The sequence below is a fragment of the Herminiimonas sp. GW821-FHT09C12 genome, from assembly GCF_059416385.1.
In genome coordinates this window covers 1,476,885-1,497,994 of record NZ_JBWKPC010000001.1, presented here as the reverse complement: position 1 = coordinate 1,497,994, position 21,110 = coordinate 1,476,885, and the positions used below count along the sequence as shown (strand labels likewise).

The following is a 21,110-nucleotide window of genomic DNA, read 5'->3' as shown; positions in this document are numbered from 1 at the left end:
AATCGCCAGCACTTTCAGCCCACGGACTTGATCTTGCAACCTATCTATTTGTCCGCCTTTACCGTATCCAGCGCGTTGGGACATGGCTTGAAGACAACGCTGCACGCGTTGCAATCAGAACACTCGGGCCTGCGCGAAAATGACTTTCAGGAAAACCCAATTCCTACTTGGATAGGTCGTGTCGAAGGCGTAGAACAAGAAAGAATTCCTGCTGCCTTATCCGCTTACGATTGCCGCAACAACCGCCTGGCACAAATCGGTTTACAACAAGACGGATTCATTTCTGCAGTTGAGCGTGCCAAAGCAGCGTATGGTGCGGATCGTGTTGGTGTCATTCTCGGCACATCAACCTCCGGCAATCTGGAAACGGAAATCGCATTTCGTTTCCAAAAAATGAATGGCGCATGGCCTGCATCCATGCATTTTCGCGAACAACATAATTTATTCGGACTGGCAGACTTTGTACGGCTATCGCTCGCTGTCAGCGGCCCATCTTATGTAATCTCCACGGCCTGTTCTTCCAGCGCAAAAGTATTCGCCAGTGCCGCACGTTTCATGCGGCAAGGCTTATGCGATGCCGTCGTGGTCGGTGGCGTTGATTCACTATCGTGGTCAACACTCTACGGCTTTACTGCGCTTGAGCTGACTTCATCACAACCGTGTCGCCCTTGGGATAAGGATCGCAACGGCATTTCTATCGGCGAAGCAGCCGGTTTTGCCTTGCTGGAAAAAGAACAACAGGGCGAACTGGCGCTATTGGGCTACGGTGAATCAAGCGATGCTTATCACATGTCAACACCGCATCCGCAAGGCCTGGGTGCGCAACAAGCGATGCAAGCCGCTCTCAATAGAGCAGGCTTATCGTCAGCTGATATCGATTACATCAATCTACATGGCACTGGTACTCCCAGCAATGATGCTTCGGAAGATGTCGCCGTTGTTGCAGTATTCGGCACTGAAGTTGCGTGCAGTTCTACCAAAGGTGCAACCGGCCATACGCTGGGCGCAGCGGGCATCGTGGAAGCGGTTATCAGCCTGCTCTGTCTGCAACATGATCTGATACCTGGCGCAACGAATACACAGCAAGTCGATCCCTTGTTACGCGCAAATTTTATACAAAGCAATCGCAAGGCAACACTACGCAATGTAGTCAGCAACTCATTCGGTTTTGGCGGCACCAACTGCAGTCTTCTATTTGGAAAGCCGCGCGCATGATTGAAGTCTTCATCGAAAGCGTAGGAGTCATTGCTCCCGGCATGGTCGGATGGCTAGAAGCGCAGCCCATTCTCAGTGGCCACACACCTTACGTCTGGCGCGAACTGCCGACAATTGCCCCAGCCATTCTGCCTGCCACAGAAAGACGGCGTTGCATTACTTCTGCTCGCCTCGCCTTGAGCTCTGCTTACGAAGCACTTGCTACACACAGCACTGAAACGACACGCCCTGTAGCCTGTGTATTTGCCAGCTCCGACGGTGACGGACAGATCATCCATCAGATCGCTGATAGTTTGGCGCAAGAAGAACCTGACGTTTCTCCAATCCGTTTTGCCAACTCTGTCCATAACGCAGCATCCGGCTACTGGAGCATCGCGGCTGGATTAACACAGGCATCGACGACGATTTGTGCATTCGACGACACCTTTTCCGCAGCGTTGCTGGAAGCCGCCGTGCAAACCATCGATGAGCAGCAAGACGTCCTGATGACGGCATACGATATGCGCTTCCCGGAACCATTTTCAGCATTGCGCCCAACCGCACTGGATTGCGCAATCTCTTTGCTGCTGACGAATCAGCGCACGGATAAAACGATGGCCAAATTACAGATAACTGTGGTTGATCATTGCGCAGCCACAGCCTTGCCTGCCGATTTGCCGGCCTCGTTCCTGAGCAATCCGGCTGCACATGGCTTTCCTCTGTTGGCAGCCTTGGCAACTCCTGCGGCACAAACCATCCATCTCGATTACCTCAATCGCAGCTTAATGGTCACAATACAGCCATGAAAACGCACATCGATATCGCGGCATTGATTCCGCATCAGGGTTCTATGTGCCTGCTGCACGAAGTAATATCGTGGGACGACAATCACATCCGCTGTTCCGCCATCAGTCATCGCGATCCACAACATCCTTTGCGTAGTGCACAGGGCTTACTGGCGGTATCCGGCATTGAATACGGCGCGCAAGCAATTGCTGTACATGGCGGTTTGCTAGCAGATAATCCACATGCACCGCGCGCAGGTTATCTGGCAAATGCAAAAGATGTAAGCTGGACCATAGCCCGACTGGATACGGTAAGCGATGACCTGATCGTAGATGCAAAAAAGCTGATCAGCGAAAGCGGACGCTCGATTTACGAATTTACACTTTCTGCACAGGAAAAAATCCTGGTGCAAGGCCGTGTCGCCGTTGTACTCGAAGGAGAATCTGCATGAAACGCGCACTCGTCACAGGCGGTAGCGGCGCGATCGGCTCAGCCATCTGCCGTCAGCTTGCCGCTGAAGGCATACACGTCATTGTGCACGCGCATAGTAATCCGGCAGCAGCGGATGAATTGGTAAAGGAACTCATTGCTTCCGGCCACAGTGCGCAATCAAGCAGTTTCAATGTCACCGATGCCGCAGCAACCAGTCATGCTCTGGAAGAACTCTTGAAAGATGGCGCAATTCAGATCGTCGTCAACAATGCAGGAACGCATGACGATGCCTTGATGGTCGGCATGGAGTCCGAGCAATGGATACGCGTGATCGATATTTCTCTGAATGGTTTTTTCCACGTCACACAACCTCTATTGCTCTCCATGATGGCGACGCGCTGGGGCCGCATCGTCAACATGTCATCTATCGCTGGCGTAATGGGCAATCGGGGACAAGCCAATTACGCTGCTGCCAAGGCGGGTCTGCATGGTGCGACAAAATCGCTGGCACTTGAACTGGCTTCGCGTGGCATCACAGTCAATGCCGTTGCGCCTGGCATTATCGCGTCGCCGATGACGCAGGATGTGTTTTCACAAACTGCAATTGATCAAATCGTACCCATGAAGCGCGCGGGCCAACCGCATGAAGTCGCCTCCTTGGTCAAATTCCTGGTATCAGATGACGCCGCCTATATTTCCGGGCAAATCATTTCGATCAATGGAGCAATGGCGTGATGACAACGGCCTATCCGAAGGAAGATTTCGCGGTCGTTATCCCGGCATTTAACGAAGGAGCGACTATCCGCGATCTGGTTGAACGCACCTTACTTTATGTACGCCATGTCTTCGTAGTCGATGATGGCTCATCAGATAACACTGCCGACGCACTGCACGGATTGGATATCATCCTGCTGCGCCACGCACGCAATGAAGGCAAGGCAGCAAGTTTGTGGGATGGCATACAAGCTGCACGCACGCATGCTCGCCTGGGCATCATTACATTAGATGGCGATGGTCAGCATCGTCCTGAGGATATTCCACGCTTGATTGATCGCTTTCGCACTGCAGAAAACGCCATCGTAATCGGATCGCGTCTGCACGAAAAAGAAAATATTCCTCGCGCACGCTACAACGCCAACCAGTTTGCAAACTTTTGGATTTCATGGGCAGCGGGTTATCGTATCATCGATAGCCAGTCCGGCTTCCGCATTTATCCAGTCGACTTGCTGGAGCAGCTCAAGATAAATCATCAAAAATCATCGTGCTTCGTATTCGAAAGCGAAATATTGATAGAAGCAGCACGTCTGGGTATCCGTAGCGTACCGGTCAAAATTCCAGCAATCTACGCAGTACATGCACGTGCCAGCCATTTCCGTCCCGTACTGGATATTGCACTCATCACGCGCATGATCACGTGGAAATTACTGTCGCGCGGCCTGTATTTGAGAGGCTTGATTCAGAGCTTGCACGATAAGCAATAGATCTATGAGTAAGCCGGCAGTCTTACAAATTCCGCCTAGTTATGCTTTAATCGACTCATCAAAAAATAAAAAAGCAATAGCTATGGCAAGCCGCCTTAAAAAGGTGCGTCTTATCTGCAACAGACAGGCCAGCACCCACTCAGCTTTCCCGATTCAGGCCCTATTGCCATCGAATAGGCCTATAATTCCTCGCAGAGTCCTTTTTTTGTGCGTCGCACCATGAACCATTTAAGTCAAATTCTCCCCCCTGCCAACGTAGTCCTTGATCTGGACGTATCCAGCAAAAAACGTACGTTTGAACAGGTTGGTTTAATTTTCGAAAACAATTGTGGCATTGCCCGTTCCGTCGTCTCCGACAATCTGTTCGCGCGCGAACGGCTTGGCTCGACCGGCCTCGGTCATGGCGTTGCCGTGCCACATGGTCGTATCAAGGGATTGAAAGCGCCATTGGCTGCCTTCGTCCGCTTGGCACAACCAATTCCATTTGAGTCGCCAGATGGCCAACCGGTCAATCTGCTGATCTTTTTGTTGATTCCCGATCATGTGACGCAACAACATCTGGAAATTCTGTCTGAACTGGCAGAAATGTTTTCCGATGAAACATTCCGTAACTTGCTCGCAACTATCGAAGATCCAGCGGCTGTACATGCGCGCCTGATCACGTGGCAACCTAGCCTGCAAAGCACCAACTAACCGCCGCACTGTTTCCGGTGCGTATCTGTCCCTGCCTGCGTCCACCACATGCCACTACCGACACCGCTCTCCATCCAGCAACTCTACGACGACAACCGTGAATCGCTACAGCTAGGATGGTTTGCGGGATTTCCCGGTGGTGAGCGCCAAATTTCCGGCGATGCGACATCGGCAGCGGACCAAGTCGGTCACTTGAACTTGATCCATCCGGGCCGTATCCAGGTCTTCGGCCATCAGGAAGTCGAGTATTACCAACGCCTGTCGCCGAATGGACGTGCGCACCATACCGCCGAACTAGTCGCCGGCGAACCACCTGCCTTCATCATCGCGCAAGGTCTGGAAACGCCAGCCACCATCATGGAAATTTGCGACGACAAGAATATTCCCTTGTTCTCCACGCCCTTGCCTGCTGCACAGGTGATCGATTATCTACGCGTCTACCTGTCGAAAAAACTGGCACAACGCATCACCATGCATGGTGTGTTCATGGACGTGTTGGGTGTAGGCGTGTTGATTACCGGCGAATCCGGCCTCGGCAAAAGCGAGCTGGGTCTGGAATTGATTTCACGCAACCACGGCTTGGTGGCCGATGATGCCGTCGAATTTGCGCGCATCGCGCCGCACATGATTGAAGGTCGTTGCCCGCCGCTGCTACAAAATTTATTGGAAGTACGCGGCCTAGGCTTGCTCGATATCCGTACGATTTTCGGTGAAACTGCAGTCCGTCGCAAAATGCGTCTGAAGCTGATCGTGCATCTGGTTCGTCGCAGCACGCTGGAAGAAAGCTATGAACGCTTGCCTCTGCCATCGCAAAGCGAAGAAATCCTCGGTCTATCTATCCGCAAAGTTGTAATCCCGGTCGAAGCCGGCCGAAATCTGGCGGTTCTTTTGGAAGCGGCCGTACGCAATACCATTCTGCAATTGCGTGGCATCGACACCCTGAAAGACTTCATGGTGCGCCAGCAAAAAGCGATGGAAAGCGACGAATAAAAACCGAGAAGTTGCGGTGTCACAACCTTCCTCTTGTGCTTGCGGTATCATGACCACATGCGCATCATTCTCATCACTGGAATATCCGGGTCCGGCAAATCTGTCGGACTTAATGCCCTCGAAGACGCAGGTTATTTTTGCGTCGACAATCTCCCGCCTACTCTATTACGCGCGCTAGTTGCTACCCGCATCGAAGAACATGCGGATAAATTGGCAATCGCGATGGACGCACGCAGTGCAAGCTCCCTGATCGGTTTGCCGGCAGATATCGCCTGGCTGCAAAGTCAAGGGCATGATGTCAAAGTACTATTCCTGACAGCCAAGACGGATTCGCTAATCGCGCGTTTTTCTGAAACCCGTCGCAGCCATCCACTCTCACATCGCGGCTTTACCAGCGATGCAGCGGCCGATAGACGTACACTGACGGAATGCATACGCGAAGAACGCGAAATGCTGTCCGGCGTGGAAGAAGTCAGCCACGTCATCGACACCTCCGGCATGAACGCGAATAAATTGCGCGCATGGCTGAAAGCATTGATGGAAACAGACCGATCACCTCTGACACTATTGTTCGAATCCTTTGCCTTCAAATTCGGCGTCCCACTCGATGCCGATCTGGTATTCGATGTACGAGTATTACCAAATCCACATTACGATCTGGCTTTACGACCTTTGACTGGTCGCGACGCACCGGTACAAGAGTTCTTGCAAGCGCAACCTGATGCCGCTGCATTGCTGGCAGACATACGCGGTTTTGTTGAAAAATGGCTGCCTGCTTTCAAGAATGACAATCGCAGTTATCTGACTGTTGCTATTGGTTGCACCGGCGGTCAGCATCGCTCTGTCTACATGGTTGAGCAACTTGCCGAATATTTTCGCGCCCATGAACATGTCATATTGCGACATCGCGAACTGAGCTGATCTCAGGGCTGTCTAAACCAGTACAAGCAAACTGCATTCGCCCATTACTGACGCGCTTCCCACCATGTCTGACAACGAACGCTGGCTTCCTCTCTTCCCTCTCAATACCGTCCTGTTCCCAGGCGGCATACTCCCACTGAAGGTTTTTGAAACACGCTACGTCGACATGGTGCGCGATTGCATGAAGCGCGAATCGCCATTCGGCGTAGTCTTGATCAAATCAGGGCATGAAGTCGGTACAGCGGCGGAACCTGAAGATGTAGGTTGTCTTGCGCACATCACCGACTGGAATGCACCGCAACTTGGTGTGCTGTTATTGCGCACGGAAGGTGGCGCACGCTTCCGCATTCTGGAAACACGTGTACATAAGGATCAGCATCTGGAAGCGCGCGTTGAAATGCTGGACCACGACGGCCCCAGCGTACTGACGAAACAATATGAACCCTGCGCCGATACGCTCAAGCTCATCATTCACGATATCAATGTCAAAGGTCGTGCCGAACAAGGCGCGGATTTTGAAAGTCCGTTTGCAGAAACGCTGCATCTGAACGACGCAGGCTGGGTGGCAAATCGATGGAGTGAGATTCTGCCGATACCGTTGAAAGCACGGCAGAAATTATTGGAACTAAACGATCCGCAAACTCGCTTGACGATCATTCAGCAATACTTGCAACAGCATCAAATCATCTGAAGCAAGCATTATTGGGACAACAAATCCGGTTCGCGAAATACTGCGAGCAGCAGCTTTTTAACCGGCGCTGGCAATGGCGCATCGGCCATTTTATCTGCCGGATACCAGACATAATTATCTTGCCCGGCACGTTCCAGACGACGCGCTAAGGCGATGCGATACGGCGTCACATGTAGTTTGAAATGTGTGAACACGTGGGTAAACATTGGCAGTTTTTCCAACGATGCAGTCACACCGAAGGGCGCAATCGCCAGTGCCAAGGCTGTATCGAAATGTGCCTTACCATCCTCTGCCTCAGACGCGATTTCCGGCAGTGATAACAAGCCGCCCCAAATTCCTTTATCCGGACGCTGCTCCAACAAGACTTGATTCTTGTCCACGATGAGTAACATCGTTGTCTCTTTTTCCGGCACTGCTTTTTTCGGTTTGCGAACTGGCAATTCATTCGTCCGGCCACTCGCATAAGCCACGCAGCGATGCGCCAAGGGACAACGCTGACACGATGGACGATTACGCGTGCACAAGGTCGCGCCCAGATCCATCAAGCCCTGCGTGTACGCTTCTACGCCACTCTCTGGCAACAAGGCAACTGCACGCAGCCACATCTCATTTTCAACCGCTTTCTCACCAGGATAACGTTCGACACCAAACACGCGTGCGAATACGCGCTTGACGTTACCGTCCAGAATCGCAGCGCGCGTACCGTAAGAAAATGCAGAAATCGCCGCCGCCGTTGAACGACCTATGCCCGCCAACTGTTCCAGCAGCGCAGGATCGCTGGGAAACACGCCACCGTACTCAGCCACTATGGTCTGCGCACATTTATGCAAATTGCGCGCACGCGAGTAGTAGCCCAGTCCGCTCCAATGTGCCATTACTTCTTCAGAAGGTGCGGCTGCGAGTGACTGGACCGTGGGAAAGGATTCGAGAAAGCGCAGGTAATACGGAATCACCGCCGCAACTTGCGTCTGCTGCAACATGATCTCTGACAACCAGACGCGATACGCATCGCGCGTATTCTGCCAAGGTAAGGCATGGCGACCATGCTGCTTTTGCCATGTAATCACGTCGTGGGAAAAACTTGGATCGACTAATGTTGCAGCCGACTCCTTCAATAATTTATCCGGGGAGGCTGCGGTACTGCTGGCTTCACTGACTACACGTTTCATCTAGATCTAGGCCGCCGCTTTGTAAGAATCCAACTGCGCCATGATCGCTGTCTTCAATTCATTTTCCAAACGCGTTAATGCTGCGCGTTGCGTATCCAGCTCAAATTGCATTTGCTCAAATGCCAGCACTTTTTCTTCCAGACTATCAGTTGCTACGTGGATTTTTTCTATCGATTTCTTGCGACGTTTCAATTGCACTTTGTGCTCGCCGATTTGTGCTTCCAGCGGTGCCATCACCACTTTCAACCAGGCTTCCACATCGCGATTGGCTTGCAAGAAGCTTTGTTTGACGCGCGATGCGATGGAATCAAAAAACTTTTGCATCAACACTACTTGCGGCGTGGTCAGGATGGTCGCCGCACCGAACTGCTTGTGATACAGCTGTTCGATCATTAAAATTTCCTTGCTGTATTTTTCCAGAGAAAACGGCATCGGTGTCGACAAGGCCAGACCATGTTCGGTCGAAAACTTGCGGTACATGACCGACATCATTTCGCCGATTTCATCTGTTTTTTGCGAAGATAAATCCAGATTATGCAAAGCTTGCTGGAAAAACTCTTTTACCGCCTGACGCAAGCCTGAAGAAAATTTGCTTTTCTCCATCGCATCGCGCGTCTTGTTGATATTGTCTTTCAATACGCCCATGCCGAGATGCGTAAATACTTCCGTCGACAAGCGTGCAAATACGGAGCGCGTCGCCTGCAATTTAAACAAGCTGCCATCGAATTCGGTTTTCTCCATATCGATGCGCTTCATCATGTGCTGCAAGATATTCTGATTCTTGCCACGCAAGCTTTTCAGTTCGATCAATTGCTCCACCACATTGCGTACCCGTGACGATAGCAAGGCTTGCTTGGACGAAGTGAGCTCATTGACTTCCGCCATCAATTGCGTGCGGATGATGTCTTGCTTGGCAGGCAGCAGCTCGTTGGACAATGCGTTTTCCAACGTAGGCAAACGACTCTTGGCCAGCAGCGGTGCATCGAGATTGATTTTTCCCACCAAACCTTTTTGCGCAGAGACCGGGAATATCTGGCGCTCGGACAAATCAAGCGTTTGCGCCACGCTGGTGACTTGCATGCGTATCTGTTGCTCGACTTCGGCAGGTGTACGCAGTTCATCCCACATACTGTCTATCTTGTTCAAGACCACCATACGGCCAGCACCTGTACCACCGATGTGATTGCGCCAGATATCGATATCGCTCTTGGTCACGCCGGTATCGGCAGCCAAAATGAATAACACTGCATGCGCATTTGGAATCAGATTCAACGTCAACTCAGGCTCGGTACCGATCGCATTCAAACCCGGCGTATCGACGATGACTAAACCTTGTTGCAATAGAGGATGTGGGAAGTTCACGATTGCGTGACGCCATTGCGAAATCTCAACCATGCCTTCGTCATCCACCGCCATCACCATGTCGAGATCGGTTTCATCGTACAAGCCGTAACGCGCCGCTTCTTCTATCGGCACGCGCTTGGTCAGACTGACTTGCTTGAAGGCTTCCAGCATGCCGTCGGCAGACGAAGTATCAAGCGGCAATACTGTCCATACTTGATTCTGTGTTTTGAAATCGCTGGTCGATTGTGCTTCTGCACGCGTTTCTATCGGCAGCAGGCGTATCGAAGGAGGGAAAGTTTCGTCATACAGCAATTCGGTCGGACACATCGTGGTGCGACCGGCAGAGGTAGGCAAAATGCGCTGGCCGTAATCGGCAAAGAAAATCGCGTTGATCAACTCCGATTTGCCGCGCGAAAATTCAGCGACGAAGGCAATCGATAATTTATCTTCGTTCAGGCGGGAAAGCGTTTGCAGAAAACGCTGATCACTAGCGCTATCAGACAGGTCGCCGGCATCCACGCAATCGCGATAGCGTTCCAGTGCGCTTTTGACGCCATTGCGCCAGTCACTGTATTCCTGAAACTTTTGCACCAGATTACTCACGTGAACCTCTTTTATCCTGTTTTATGACGTGCGCCCAGAGCGACACTAGCACTGCTACTTACTTTTGACAATTTGGACAGTAAAAGGTCGAGCGCTGGCCCTGCACGATTTGCCTGATCGGTGTATTGCAAATACGGCAAGGCTCCCCTGCGCGTGCATAGGCAAAATAATTTTGCTGGAAATAGCCGGATTGTCCGTTGACGCCTATGAAATCCTTCAAAGTACTACCGCCCTGCTCTATTGCAGCAGCCAGGATCTGGCGTATCGCCTCCGCCAAACGCTCATAGCGCACCAGACCGATACGATGTGCCGGCGTCTTGGGATTGATACGCGCCTGGAACAAACTCTCTGATGCATAGATGTTTCCGACACCGACCACGATGTCGCCGGCCAACAACACCTGCTTGATCGCAGAAGTGCGGCTACGTGTTTGCCGATACAGCCATTGCGCAGTAAACAACTCCTCCAGCGGCTCGACGCCCAACGTCCGCAGCAGCAAATGATTTTCCACCGCACCATCTTCGACGGGATGCCACAACACTGCGCCGAATCGACGGGGATCGCTCAAGCGCAAGACCTGATTACCGACTTGCAAATCGAAATGATCATGCTTTTTGGGAGGCGTATCCGACGGCAAGATGCGCAGATGACCAGACATGCCCAAGTGAATAATCAGCGTGCCATGGTCAAAATGAACCAATAGATATTTTCCGCGTCTACCCGTACTACGCACCGTATGTCCGGCTAAGGTCTGCGATAAGGCAGCGGGAAATGGCCAGCGCAAACCGGTATGGCGCAACTCCACACCGGTAACGACTTGTCCTTCCAGATGCGGTGCAACGCCACGACGCGTCACTTCAACTTCGGGTAATTCAGGCATGGCGACTACGGTTTCCTTGATGATTTAAACAATGCTACCGAGGTAGCGCATTGCACGACGGTTGAGCGTAGAATAAAAGCTTGCTCTATTTGCATGGACTTCAATTGAAAAATGCCCTTGTCATTGTAACGCTGTCAGTCCTGTTCTCGGCTGGTGCCGATCTGCAGGCTCAACCCTTGGCGCAAGTACAAGCGCGAGATAAACCTATTGCGCAAGACGAGCAGACGCCCATCGTCGCCAAACCCTCTGCCGAAAAAAAAGCCGCCGGCAACAAGGCAGACGACCCGCTGCCTTCCGTTCCGCTGACTAGCGAGCTGATGTACAAATTGTTACGTGCCGAGCTGTCTTATCAGCGTGGCGACTGGCAACTGCCCTATGTCACGATGCTCTCCACCGCACAAGAAACACGCGACCCACGTCTGGCACGACGCGCAGCAGAAATCGCGCTGAATGCCAAACAAGTCGGCGAAGCACTGTCAGCCGTTCGCCTGTGGCACGAACTGGCACCTAACTCGGATGAAGCCAACCAGTTCTATCTTGGTCTGGTCGTCCTTGGCGACAATCTGAAAGAAGCCAAACCGATCTTTGTCGAGCGCCTGCGCGAAGCCAATCCGCAAGCACGCGGCTTGCTCATCCTGCAAATCCAGCGTCTACTGTCTAGCACCAAAGATAAAAACGCTGCTTTCGCCGTATTGGAAGAGATCACAACGCCTTATCAAGATTTGGTTGAAACCCACATTGCCTTGGCACAAAGCGCTTTTGCCAAAAATGACATCGTACGTGCACGCACTGAAGCGCAAACAGCACTCAAGATGAAGCCTGATCTGGAAATTGCCGTCCTGATGGTCGCGCAATCGATGCCGGATCGCGCACAGGCATTGCAAATCCTGTCCAATTTCTTGAAAGACAATCCAAAATCGCGTGATGTACGGATCGCTTACGCAAAAATCCTGATCGACGACAAGCAATACGATCAGGCACGCGCGCAATTCGACATCCTGCTGCAAGCAAATCCGAACGATTTGACGATTCTGTACGCGATGGGCATCCTCGGCGCACAAACCAATGACATCCCTACCGCAGAAAAATACCTGACGGCTTACCTGAAAGCACTGGAAGAAAATCCAGACGATGATCGCGATCCAGTGCAAGCCTTGCTGATCCTCTCGCAAATTGCAGAAGATCGTAAGGACTACCCGGCAGCACTCAAATGGCTGGCGCAAGTCGAACCTGGCCCTGCTTATCTCGCGGCGCAAATCAGAAGCGCACAAATCATGGCCGGCACTGGCGATGTGAACGGCGCTCGCAATCTGCTCAGCCATTTGAAGCCTGAAGGCCAGCGCGAACAAATTCAAATCATCGTTGCCGACGCACAGTTGCTGCGTGATGCCAACCGCATCCCGGAAGCAATGACCGTTCTGAACAATGGTTTAAAGCGTTTCCCTGACGATACCGGCCTGCTGTACGACCACGCCATGCTGGCAGAAAAAGCAAATCGCTTCGACCTGATGGAAACCTCGCTGCGCAAGATCATCCGCCTCGCACCGGATAATCAACACGCTTATAACGCGCTCGGCTACTCGTTTGCCGATCGCAATATCCATTTGCAAGAAGCGCGCACGCTCATCGAAAAAGCGCTGAAGATCGCACCGGAAGACCCATTCATCATGGATAGCATGGGCTGGGTATTATTCCGCCAGGGCCATCTGCCAGAAGCAGAAAGCTATCTGCGCCGCGCCTACGCGATACGACCTGACGTCGAAATCGGCGTACATCTGGGCGAAGTCTTGTGGGTAAAAGGCGAGAAAGCAGATGCGCAAAAATTATGGCGCGATGCGAATCAAAAAGATCCCAAGAGCGATCTGCTGAAAAGCACATTGACACGTCTGCGCACCCAATTGTGAGCAATCTGATTTGACGGCCTGGGCCGTCAAATCATTTTTACTGACCTCACTATTCCCGCATTCTGAGCAGCAGCCCATCTACCATTCAGTGATGCGCAGAGCAGTTAGTCAGCACTTCCCTGGATCACTCTCGCATCCCATGATGACACTCCACACATTCCCATCCATGTCGGCACGAACAAACGCACAAGCCGTCACGCGCAAGATGAGCATCGCAATTGCAATGTCCGTCTTATTGATGACCGGTTGCGCCAATCTTGCCCCGCAAACCGACAGCAGCAATCTTGCGGAACAAACTTCTACGCAACGCACATACAAGAACGCACTGGCGCTGGATGGACGTCTGTCTGTGCAATATCAAAAAAACGATCAGGATGAAGCCCTGCATGGCAACTTCACCTGGAATCAAAGCAAGGATCGCAGCGACATTGCCATCTTGTCGCCATTGGGACAAGTGCTGGCAACGATAACCGTCACGCCAGATAGCGCAACCTTGACGCAAGCGGGCAAAACACCGATTACGGCAAACGATGTGGATCTACTGATTGCCCAAACACTGGGTTGGCCGCTACCTATCTCTGGCTTGCGCAATTGGCTGCAAGGCTTTGCCGTTGATGCCAACAATGCACAGTTTGTCGCCACACCTAGCAATACCAACGTGACCACACGCGACGGCTGGCGCATCCAATACCTGAGCTGGCAAGACGATAATCAGACACCAGCTCAAAGTCGCCCAAAACGCATAGACCTCGAACGTCAGACCGAACAAGCCGGCAAAGTTGCCATCCGCATCGTGATCGACAATTGGCAAACACCATAAATACGCGCTAGCTCAAGAAATGATGCAAACACTCAATCACTGCCCCGCTCCGGCAAAACTGAATTTATTCCTGCACGTCACCGGACGGCGTGCAGATGGCTATCACTTGCTGCAAAGCGTATTTCAATTGATCGATCGCGGCGATGTGCTGCATTTCACTACGCGCGAAGACAATGTTATTCGTCGCACCACAGAATTGCCCGGCGTACCAGCCGAGAGCGATCTGATCGTACGTGCTGCAAAATTATTGCAAGCCGCAACAGCGGACAAAATGCAGGGAAAAGTTTTGGGCGCTGATATCGCCATCGAGAAAAATCTTCCGATGGGCGGCGGTCTGGGTGGCGGCTCCTCCGATGCGGCAACTACTCTGCTGGTGCTTAATCATTTATGGCAAACCGGATTAACGCGCGCAGAATTAATGGCGCTCGGCCTGCAATTGGGTGCGGATGTCCCCTTCTTTTTATTCGGCCGCAACGCATTTGCCGAGGGCATAGGCGAGGCTTTATTGCCGGTAGAAACGCCGGATTCCTGGTTTGTCGTCATCGAACCTGGGGTGTCCGTACCAACTCAGCAGATATTTTCATCAAGTGAATTGACACGGGATACAAAACCCGTCAAAATATCGGACTTTTCCGGAGCTCAAGAAAGCTTCGGCAAAAACGACCTGCAAGTCGTGGCTGCAACATTGTTTCCACCGATTGCTGAAGCCATAAAATGGCTGCAACAATACGGAGATGCGAGAATGACAGGTTCCGGCGCTTGCGTGTTTTGCCCATTTGAGCAAGAGCACCAAGCTGATGCAGTACTGGCAACAGTACCGGCAAAATGGAAAGCTTGGAAAGCCAAAGCGATCACGCATCATCCGCTTGCTTATTTGCAGCAGTCGTAACACCAGATTAGTTTGACGCAGCGTCCGCCGCTTTGATAGCGAAGATGCAACGGCAAACACAAGGTTGCGTAGGGGAATCGCCAAGTTGGTTAAGGCACTGGATTTTGATTCCAGCATTCGAAGGTTCGAATCCTTCTTCCCCTGCCATTACATCAAGAGTAAGAAGCACACAAGCAAGCCGCCAACACAAGACATCATCGTCGAGTTTTGGCGGCTTTCCACCTTTCTAACGACTGCAAGCAGGGATTTCCATGGCACTCGAAAACCTGATGGTTTTTACCGGTAACGCAAACCCGGATCTGGCTTTGGGCGTTGTCAAGCATCTCGGTCTCCCGCTCGGCAAAGCTGTTGTATCCAAATTCTCCGATGGCGAAATCGTTGTTGAAATCAACGAAAACGTCCGCGGTAAAGATGTCTTCGTTCTGCAATCAACTTGCGCACCGACCAATGACAACTTGATGGAAATCATGTTGATGGTTGATGCACTGAAACGCGCATCGGCTGGCCGTATCACCGCCGCTATCCCGTACTACGGTTATGCGCGTCAAGATCGCCGCCCACGCTCAGCACGCGTTGCGATTTCGGCAAAAGTTGTCGCCAACATGCTGCAAGAAGCAGGCGTTGAACGTGTACTGATCATGGATCTGCATGCAGATCAAATCCAGGGCTTCTTCGATATTCCTGTTGATAACATTTATGCATCGCCGATTCTGTTGAGCGATCTGGTTACCAAGAATCACGACGACCTGCTGGTTGTTTCCCCAGACGTAGGCGGCGTAGTTCGCGCCCGCGCTTTGGCAAAACGCTTGAATTGCGATCTGGCCATCATCGACAAACGCCGCCCTAAAGCGAACGTTTCCGAAGTGATGAACATCATCGGTGAAGTCGAAGGCCGCAATTGCGTGATCATGGATGACATGGTTGATACCGCAGGCACCTTGACCAAGGCAGCAGAAGTATTGAAGGAACGCGGCGCGAAGAAAGTTATCGCTTACTGCACACATCCAGTCTTGTCCGGTCCTGCGATCGATCGCATCACGAATTCGCCGCTGGATGAATTGGTTGTCACCGACACAATTCCATTGTCTGAAGCTGCCAAGGCTTGCCCTAAGATCCGCGTGTTATCCTGCGCATCCCTGCTGGCAGAAACCTTCAAGCGCATCAGCACTGGCGATTCCGTCATGTCGATGTTTGCCGACTAAGAACGTTTAAAACCTGTGCCTTAGGGCGCAGGCAAGAATGTCAGTACAAGTTTCACGCTGATGTTCGAAACCGGATGCAGTTTTGCTGCATCCACTTTAAAAATCCCCTGGTCGCGGGGGATTTAACCGCAAGATGATTCGTCATCCTGCATATTTGGAGTTTCATCATGAAAGTAATCGCATTTGCACGTAATGACCTGGGGACCGGAGCGAGCCGCCGCCAGCGCATTGCAGGCCTCACACCTGGTATCGTTTATGGCGGTACAGCAGCACCAGTGAATATCTCGCTCGACCACAATGCTCTGTACCACGCATTGAAAAAAGAAGCTTTCCACTCGTCGATCCTCGACCTGGAAGTTGATGGCAAAGTAGAACAAGTTTTGTTGCGCGACTTCCAAGTCCACGCGTACAAACAACTCGTTTTGCACGCTGATTTCCAACGCGTTGATGCTAAACAAAAAATTCACGTTAAAGTGCCATTGCACTTCGTGAACGCTGAGATCTCCCCTGCAGTTAAACTGCACGGCGGCATCATCAGCCACGTTGCATCCGAATTGGACATCTCTTGCTTGCCAAGCAACTTGCCAGAATTCGTTGAAGTTGATCTGGCTGCTCTGGAAGTTGGTCACTCGATCCACTTGGCTGACATCAAATTGCCTAAAGGCGTTTCTGCTGTTATCCACGGTGGTGAAGACAACCCAACGATCGCTACCGCTTCGGTTCCTGCCGGCAAAGTGGAAGCAGAAGCTGACGCTGCAGCAGCCGCTGCTGCTTCGGCCGCTGCTGCTCCTGCACCAGCTGACAAGAAGTAATAGCAAATATTGCCGGGCATACGCCGGGCAATTGAAAAACCCGTCCTTGTGGCGGGTTTTTTTATGCAGCAATCGAACACAATCGCGTTTCATCCACGATAATCAGGTTTTCCAATTTTCACGACGCCATGCCTATACGCCTCATCGTCGGTCTCGGCAATCCCGGCCAGGAATACGAACAAACCCGCCATAACGCCGGCTTCTGGCTGGTCGATCAATTGGCGCGCAATACGCCGCGCTGCAATCTGTCGCGCGAGTCCAAATACAATGCATTCGTCGCTAAAACGATGATCGCCGGGCAGGAAGTATGGCTGCTGGAACCGCAAACCTTCATGAACCGTTCCGGTCAGTCGGTAGGTGCGCTCGCACGATTTTATAAAATCATGCCGGATGAAATTCTGGTCGCACACGATGAACTCGACATTCCTCCCGGCGTCGCCAAACTAAAAAAAGGCGGCTCCTCCGGTGGTCACAATGGACTAAAAGACATCACTGCAGCGCTCGGCACGCAGGATTACTGGCGCTTGCGCATAGGCATAGGTCACCCACGCACACTGAATTTGCAGCAAGCCGTCGTCGACTTCGTCCTGCACAGACCACGCAAGGAAGAACAACCCTTGATCGATGAAGCCATCGCCAAAAGTCTGGATGTCATCCCACTCCTGTGCGAAGGAAAATTCGAGGCAGCTACCATGCAATTGCACACCAACAAATAACATCTGTCGCCCTAGGGCCTATCAACTATTAATTTGCGAGTGCGAACGCGCGACAGACGTTGACTGCCTAGGCGCAGCGACGCGACATAGTGGTGCTATGGCAAGGAGCTGCAACAACGGCAGGCGACGTCTGTTGCCGTTCCCGAAGGGTTCCAGACAGAAAGCGCGCTGACCGCGTTGCATGGCTTGCAGGTGGGCCACCACCTGCTACGCCACGCGCCTTGCCATCACGCTTTCTGTCTGGAACGCATCTCGCAAATTAATAGTTGATAGGCCCTAGACCTTAAATCCCGGCAAGCGATGCCGGTACGGTAAAATAGCGGGTTAATTCATCTCTCAGCAAAGCACATATCATGAGTCTCAAATGCGGCATCGTCGGCCTGCCTAACGTCGGCAAATCCACCCTATTCAATGCACTCACGAAGGCCGGCATCCCTGCTGAGAACTATCCGTTTTGCACAATTGAACCTAACGTCGGCATGGTGGAAGTCCCTGACCCACGTTTGCAAGCATTGGCAGAAATCGTCAAGCCTGAGCGCATCCTGCCGGCTACGGTTGAATTCGTCGATATCGCCGGCCTGGTAGCTGGCGCATCCAAAGGCGAAGGCCTGGGCAATCAATTCCTCGCGCACATTCGCGAAACCGATGCCATCGTCAACGTCGTGCGCTGCTTTGAAGACGACAATGTGATCCACGTCGCCGGCAAGATCAATCCGCTGGACGACATCGAAGTCATTCAAACCGAACTCGCACTGGCCGATATGGGCACAGTCGAAAAAGCGATACATCGCGAAAATAAAAAAGCACGTTCCGGCGACAAGGACGCGAGCAAACTGGTCGCGATTCTGGAACGCATCATGCCACACCTGAACGAAGCCAAGCCAGTACGCGCGATGGGCCTCGACAGTGAAGAAATGGAATTGATCAAGCCGCTGTGCCTGATTACGGCCAAGCCAGCAATGTACGTCGGCAATGTATCCGACACCGGCTTCACCAACAATCCTCTGCTCGACGCATTGACCACTTACGCAAAATCGCAGAACGCACCTGTCGTCGCGATTTGTGCCGCGATCGAATCAGAAATCGCCGAACTGGAAGATGCTGATAAAAAAGAATTCCTGAACGACATGGGCATGGAAGAGCCAGGTCTGGATCGTTTGATCCGCGCCGGTTTCTCACTGCTGGGCTTGCAAAGCTACTTCACTGCCGGCGTAAAAGAAGTTCGTGCCTGGACCATCCCGGTTGGTGCCACCGCGCCACAAGCTGCTGGCGTGATCCATACCGATTTCGAACGTGGTTTCATCCGCGCACAAACCATCGCCTACGAAGATTTCATCGCTTACAAAGGTGAACAAGGTGCCAAGGAAGCCGGCAAGATGCGCGCTGAAGGCAAGGAATACATCGTCAAGGATGGCGACGTTTTGAACTTCCTGTTCAACGTCTAATCCGGCCTGGCTGCATCGAGCCCGATGCAGCCTCACCTCACTACGCATTCACTCTCATCCATGCCCATCCTGACAGAACTGAATCTTTACCCGATCAAATCCTGCGCCGGCATCTCGCTGCGCGAGGCAACGCTTACGCCTGCCGGTTTGATGAGCGAGCAGATTTATGACCGCGAATGGATGATCGTTGATGAGAACGGCGATGCATTGACGCAACGCGAATATCCGAAAATGGCATTGATCGCACCGCGCATCAAGGCCGACACATTGGAATTGCGTTCGCCCGGCATGTTGCGTCTGGAAGTCCCACTAGGCTTGCCTGACCCGGAAGATGAAAAACTCATACGTGTACAAGTATGGGATGACCAGGTCGATGCCTACGATTGCGATGACACTACAGCACTCTGGTTTTCCAATGCACTGGGTGTGAAATGCCGCTTGGTTCGCTTTCATCCTGACGCAAAACGCTATTCGAACAAGGAATGGACCGAAGGCGCAGACGTACCTACACTCTTCTCCGATGGCTTCCCTATGCTGGTCATCGGTTCAGGCTCACTAGAAGATTTGAACGAAAAGCTGGTTGCACAAGGACGCAGCGCTATACCTATGAATCGCTTCCGTCCGAATCTGGTGTTCAGCGATATCGCCCCATTTGAAGAAGATTTTGCTGCGTCCTACCAGTTGGGTGCAGCAGCGTTGAAGCCAGTCAAACCCTGCCCGCGCTGCCCTATGCCTTCAGTAGATCAGGCGACTGGCGAATTCAGCGCCGATCCGCTGGACATACTCGGCACTTATCGCGCCAATCCTAAAGTCGATGGCAGCATCACCTTTGGCATGAATGCTGTTTTGCTCAATGGCGAAGGTACTGTCGTACGCGTTGGACAAAATGTGGATGTCGAATTAGCGTTCTGAGTGCGCACAAAAATTGCTACGGAGCAAGCATCAAGGTAGTATGCTCCACGTACTATTTACGGCACTCACATCCATCGCAGTTCTGACCTGACGTCCATGCCGAACAAGCTGGTTACCGAAAATTCGCAGTTACGCACTCAGCTAAAATTACTGCTGGAGCAAGCGCATCGCAATCAGCAGATCATGCAGCGCTATCAGGAATTCGACCTGAAGTTCATCGGCGCCAACACTTTCCAGGAATTGATTGACAGCGTATTCGATACGCTGACGGAAGCATCCGAGCTGGATGTCATCACGCTATCACTCATCGATCCCGATTCAGAAATTCGTCGCATCCTGACCGATCTGCGCATCGACGTCAGCAACTATCCAAATCTGCTGTTTGTCGACCAAAAAGACGGCATCGATGAAATAACGCATCCGGCCCGCAAGCCATCGCTAGGACCGTACAACACGATGCATCATCGTCGTCTGTTTCCCGATGTGGTCTTGAAGCCAGCCAGCGTCGCGATACTGCCACTGATACGGCGCAATCAATTGATAGGCTGGCTAAGTCTGGGTAGCCTCGATCCGCTACGTTTTACGTCCAATATGGCGAGCGACTTTCTGCAACATCGCGCTTCCATCGTCGCGATCTGCGTCGAAAACGTGATCAACAATGAACGCCTGCAACATATCGGCCTGACCGATCCGCTGACTGGTGTGAACAATCGTCGCTATGTTGAACGTCGCCTGCTGGAAGAAGCCGGCCGTACACGACGCCACGGCTACGCGCTATCGGCCATGTATATCGATCTGGATCACTTCAAAAAGGTGAATGACAATTTCGGCCATCAAGGTGGCGATGAAGTGCTGTGTGAAATCGCCGCACGCATCAAGGCAGAACTACGCTTGAGTGATGCGCTTGGTCGATTCGGCGGCGAAGAATTTGTTGTCTTGTTGATAGATGCCTCACTCGATGCCGCCATTGCCGTAGCAGAACGGATACGCGCCAGCGTCAGCAACCAGCCTATCGCATTGACCTCAGGTGAAAAGATAAGCTCTACCGTGTCTATCGGTGTCGCCAGTGTAGATGCGACAGCTCGCCAGAGTGAAGTTGCGGCAATCGCACAGCAATTATTGGCAAAAGCAGATCAAGCCTTGTATCAAGCCAAAGAAAGCGGCCGCAACAAAGTCATGCATACCAACTAATTTGATCTCGCCGCGATCGGCAATAGATAAGAAAA

Annotated in this window: 21 protein-coding genes and 1 tRNA gene; 19 read left to right on the top strand and 3 right to left on the bottom strand. The window is 52.1% G+C overall.

Annotation, left to right across the window (positions count from 1 at the left end):
* Positions 1-33: 33 nt before the first annotated feature.
* The 9 genes from AC07N2_RS07170 to AC07N2_RS07130 all read left to right on the top strand — a co-directional run bounded on the left by AC07N2_RS07170 (position 34) and on the right by AC07N2_RS07130 (position 7,188).
* Positions 34-1,215: a beta-ketoacyl-[acyl-carrier-protein] synthase family protein gene (locus AC07N2_RS07170; RefSeq protein ID WP_494777619.1), complete on the top strand. Its 1,182-nt coding sequence runs from the start codon at positions 34-36 to the stop codon at positions 1,213-1,215.
* Entirely contained in the window at positions 1,212-2,000 is a 789-nt protein-coding gene (locus AC07N2_RS07165) for a beta-ketoacyl synthase chain length factor (protein WP_494777618.1), read from the top strand. The genes AC07N2_RS07170 and AC07N2_RS07165 overlap by 4 nt, the downstream gene beginning before the upstream one ends.
* The gene (locus AC07N2_RS07160) at positions 1,997-2,431 is read left to right on the top strand and encodes a hotdog family protein (RefSeq protein WP_494777617.1); all 435 of its coding nucleotides are present in this window, start codon (positions 1,997-1,999) and stop codon (positions 2,429-2,431) included. Before AC07N2_RS07165 ends, AC07N2_RS07160 begins: the two co-directional genes overlap by 4 nt.
* A complete protein-coding gene (gene fabG / locus AC07N2_RS07155) occupies positions 2,428-3,147 on the top strand; it encodes a 3-oxoacyl-ACP reductase FabG (protein WP_494777616.1) in 720 nt (239 codons plus the stop codon). Before AC07N2_RS07160 ends, fabG begins: the two co-directional genes overlap by 4 nt.
* Positions 3,147-3,893 carry a glycosyltransferase family 2 protein gene (locus tag AC07N2_RS07150; protein ID WP_494778129.1) on the top strand — a complete coding sequence of 249 codons (747 nt, stop codon included), beginning with the start codon at positions 3,147-3,149 and terminating at the stop codon, positions 3,891-3,893. Before fabG ends, AC07N2_RS07150 begins: the two co-directional genes overlap by 1 nt.
* A gap of 219 nt (positions 3,894-4,112) precedes the next feature.
* Positions 4,113-4,586 (top strand): PTS sugar transporter subunit IIA, encoded by a 474-nt coding sequence (locus AC07N2_RS07145; protein ID WP_494777615.1) that lies wholly within the window; start codon positions 4,113-4,115, stop codon positions 4,584-4,586.
* Between the two features lie 48 nt (positions 4,587-4,634).
* The gene (gene hprK, locus AC07N2_RS07140) at positions 4,635-5,576 is read left to right on the top strand and encodes an HPr(Ser) kinase/phosphatase (RefSeq protein ID WP_494777614.1); all 942 of its coding nucleotides are present in this window, start codon (positions 4,635-4,637) and stop codon (positions 5,574-5,576) included.
* Positions 5,577-5,633: 57 nt separating this feature from the next.
* Positions 5,634-6,497, top strand: a complete 864-nt coding sequence (rapZ, locus tag AC07N2_RS07135; RefSeq protein ID WP_494777613.1) for an RNase adapter RapZ — start codon at positions 5,634-5,636, stop codon at positions 6,495-6,497.
* A 64-nt stretch (positions 6,498-6,561) separates the two neighbouring features.
* Positions 6,562-7,188 carry an LON peptidase substrate-binding domain-containing protein gene (locus tag AC07N2_RS07130; RefSeq protein WP_494777612.1) on the top strand — a complete coding sequence of 209 codons (627 nt, stop codon included), beginning with the start codon at positions 6,562-6,564 and terminating at the stop codon, positions 7,186-7,188.
* 8 nt (positions 7,189-7,196) lie between these two features.
* On the opposite strand, the gene mutY is transcribed toward AC07N2_RS07130, so the two are convergent.
* From mutY to mutM, 3 genes are read right to left on the bottom strand one after another with little or no spacing between them, the layout of a single operon-like run.
* On the bottom strand, positions 7,197-8,357 hold the full coding sequence (gene mutY, locus AC07N2_RS07125) for an A/G-specific adenine glycosylase (RefSeq protein ID WP_494777611.1): 1,161 nt from the start codon (positions 8,355-8,357) through the stop codon (positions 7,197-7,199).
* A 6-nt stretch (positions 8,358-8,363) separates the two neighbouring features.
* A complete protein-coding gene (locus AC07N2_RS07120) occupies positions 8,364-10,304 on the bottom strand; it encodes a dynamin family protein (RefSeq protein WP_494777610.1) in 1,941 nt (646 codons plus the stop codon).
* A gap of 58 nt (positions 10,305-10,362) precedes the next feature.
* Complete coding sequence (gene mutM / locus AC07N2_RS07115; RefSeq protein WP_494777609.1) at positions 10,363-11,184, bottom strand: bifunctional DNA-formamidopyrimidine glycosylase/DNA-(apurinic or apyrimidinic site) lyase; 822 nt, start codon at positions 11,182-11,184, stop codon at positions 10,363-10,365.
* Between the two features lie 104 nt (positions 11,185-11,288).
* Between mutM and AC07N2_RS07110 the strand changes: the two genes are divergently transcribed.
* The 10 genes from AC07N2_RS07110 to AC07N2_RS07065 all read left to right on the top strand — a co-directional run bounded on the left by AC07N2_RS07110 (position 11,289) and on the right by AC07N2_RS07065 (position 21,075).
* Positions 11,289-13,088 carry a tetratricopeptide repeat protein gene (locus AC07N2_RS07110; RefSeq protein WP_494777608.1) on the top strand — a complete coding sequence of 600 codons (1,800 nt, stop codon included), beginning with the start codon at positions 11,289-11,291 and terminating at the stop codon, positions 13,086-13,088.
* Between the two features lie 139 nt (positions 13,089-13,227).
* On the top strand, positions 13,228-13,908 hold the full coding sequence (lolB, locus tag AC07N2_RS07105; RefSeq protein ID WP_494777607.1) for a lipoprotein insertase outer membrane protein LolB: 681 nt from the start codon (positions 13,228-13,230) through the stop codon (positions 13,906-13,908).
* A 19-nt stretch (positions 13,909-13,927) separates the two neighbouring features.
* Positions 13,928-14,797, top strand: coding sequence for a 4-(cytidine 5'-diphospho)-2-C-methyl-D-erythritol kinase (gene ispE, locus AC07N2_RS07100; RefSeq protein WP_494777606.1), 870 nt, complete (start codon positions 13,928-13,930; stop codon positions 14,795-14,797).
* Between the two features lie 70 nt (positions 14,798-14,867).
* A tRNA-Gln gene (locus tag AC07N2_RS07095) sits at positions 14,868-14,944 on the top strand.
* Between the two features lie 104 nt (positions 14,945-15,048).
* Complete coding sequence (locus AC07N2_RS07090) at positions 15,049-15,999, top strand: ribose-phosphate pyrophosphokinase (protein ID WP_076593266.1); 951 nt, start codon at positions 15,049-15,051, stop codon at positions 15,997-15,999.
* 167 nt (positions 16,000-16,166) lie between these two features.
* On the top strand, positions 16,167-16,811 hold the full coding sequence (locus AC07N2_RS07085; protein WP_076593265.1) for a 50S ribosomal protein L25/general stress protein Ctc: 645 nt from the start codon (positions 16,167-16,169) through the stop codon (positions 16,809-16,811).
* Between the two features lie 128 nt (positions 16,812-16,939).
* Positions 16,940-17,527 carry an aminoacyl-tRNA hydrolase gene (gene pth, locus AC07N2_RS07080; protein WP_494777605.1) on the top strand — a complete coding sequence of 196 codons (588 nt, stop codon included), beginning with the start codon at positions 16,940-16,942 and terminating at the stop codon, positions 17,525-17,527.
* Between the two features lie 353 nt (positions 17,528-17,880).
* Positions 17,881-18,972 carry a redox-regulated ATPase YchF gene (ychF, locus tag AC07N2_RS07075; RefSeq protein WP_494777604.1) on the top strand — a complete coding sequence of 364 codons (1,092 nt, stop codon included), beginning with the start codon at positions 17,881-17,883 and terminating at the stop codon, positions 18,970-18,972.
* Between the two features lie 60 nt (positions 18,973-19,032).
* Positions 19,033-19,884 carry an MOSC domain-containing protein gene (locus AC07N2_RS07070; RefSeq protein WP_494777603.1) on the top strand — a complete coding sequence of 284 codons (852 nt, stop codon included), beginning with the start codon at positions 19,033-19,035 and terminating at the stop codon, positions 19,882-19,884.
* Between the two features lie 96 nt (positions 19,885-19,980).
* Positions 19,981-21,075 carry a DUF484 family protein gene (locus tag AC07N2_RS07065; protein WP_494777602.1) on the top strand — a complete coding sequence of 365 codons (1,095 nt, stop codon included), beginning with the start codon at positions 19,981-19,983 and terminating at the stop codon, positions 21,073-21,075.
* The last annotated feature ends 35 nt before the right edge of the window (positions 21,076-21,110 follow it).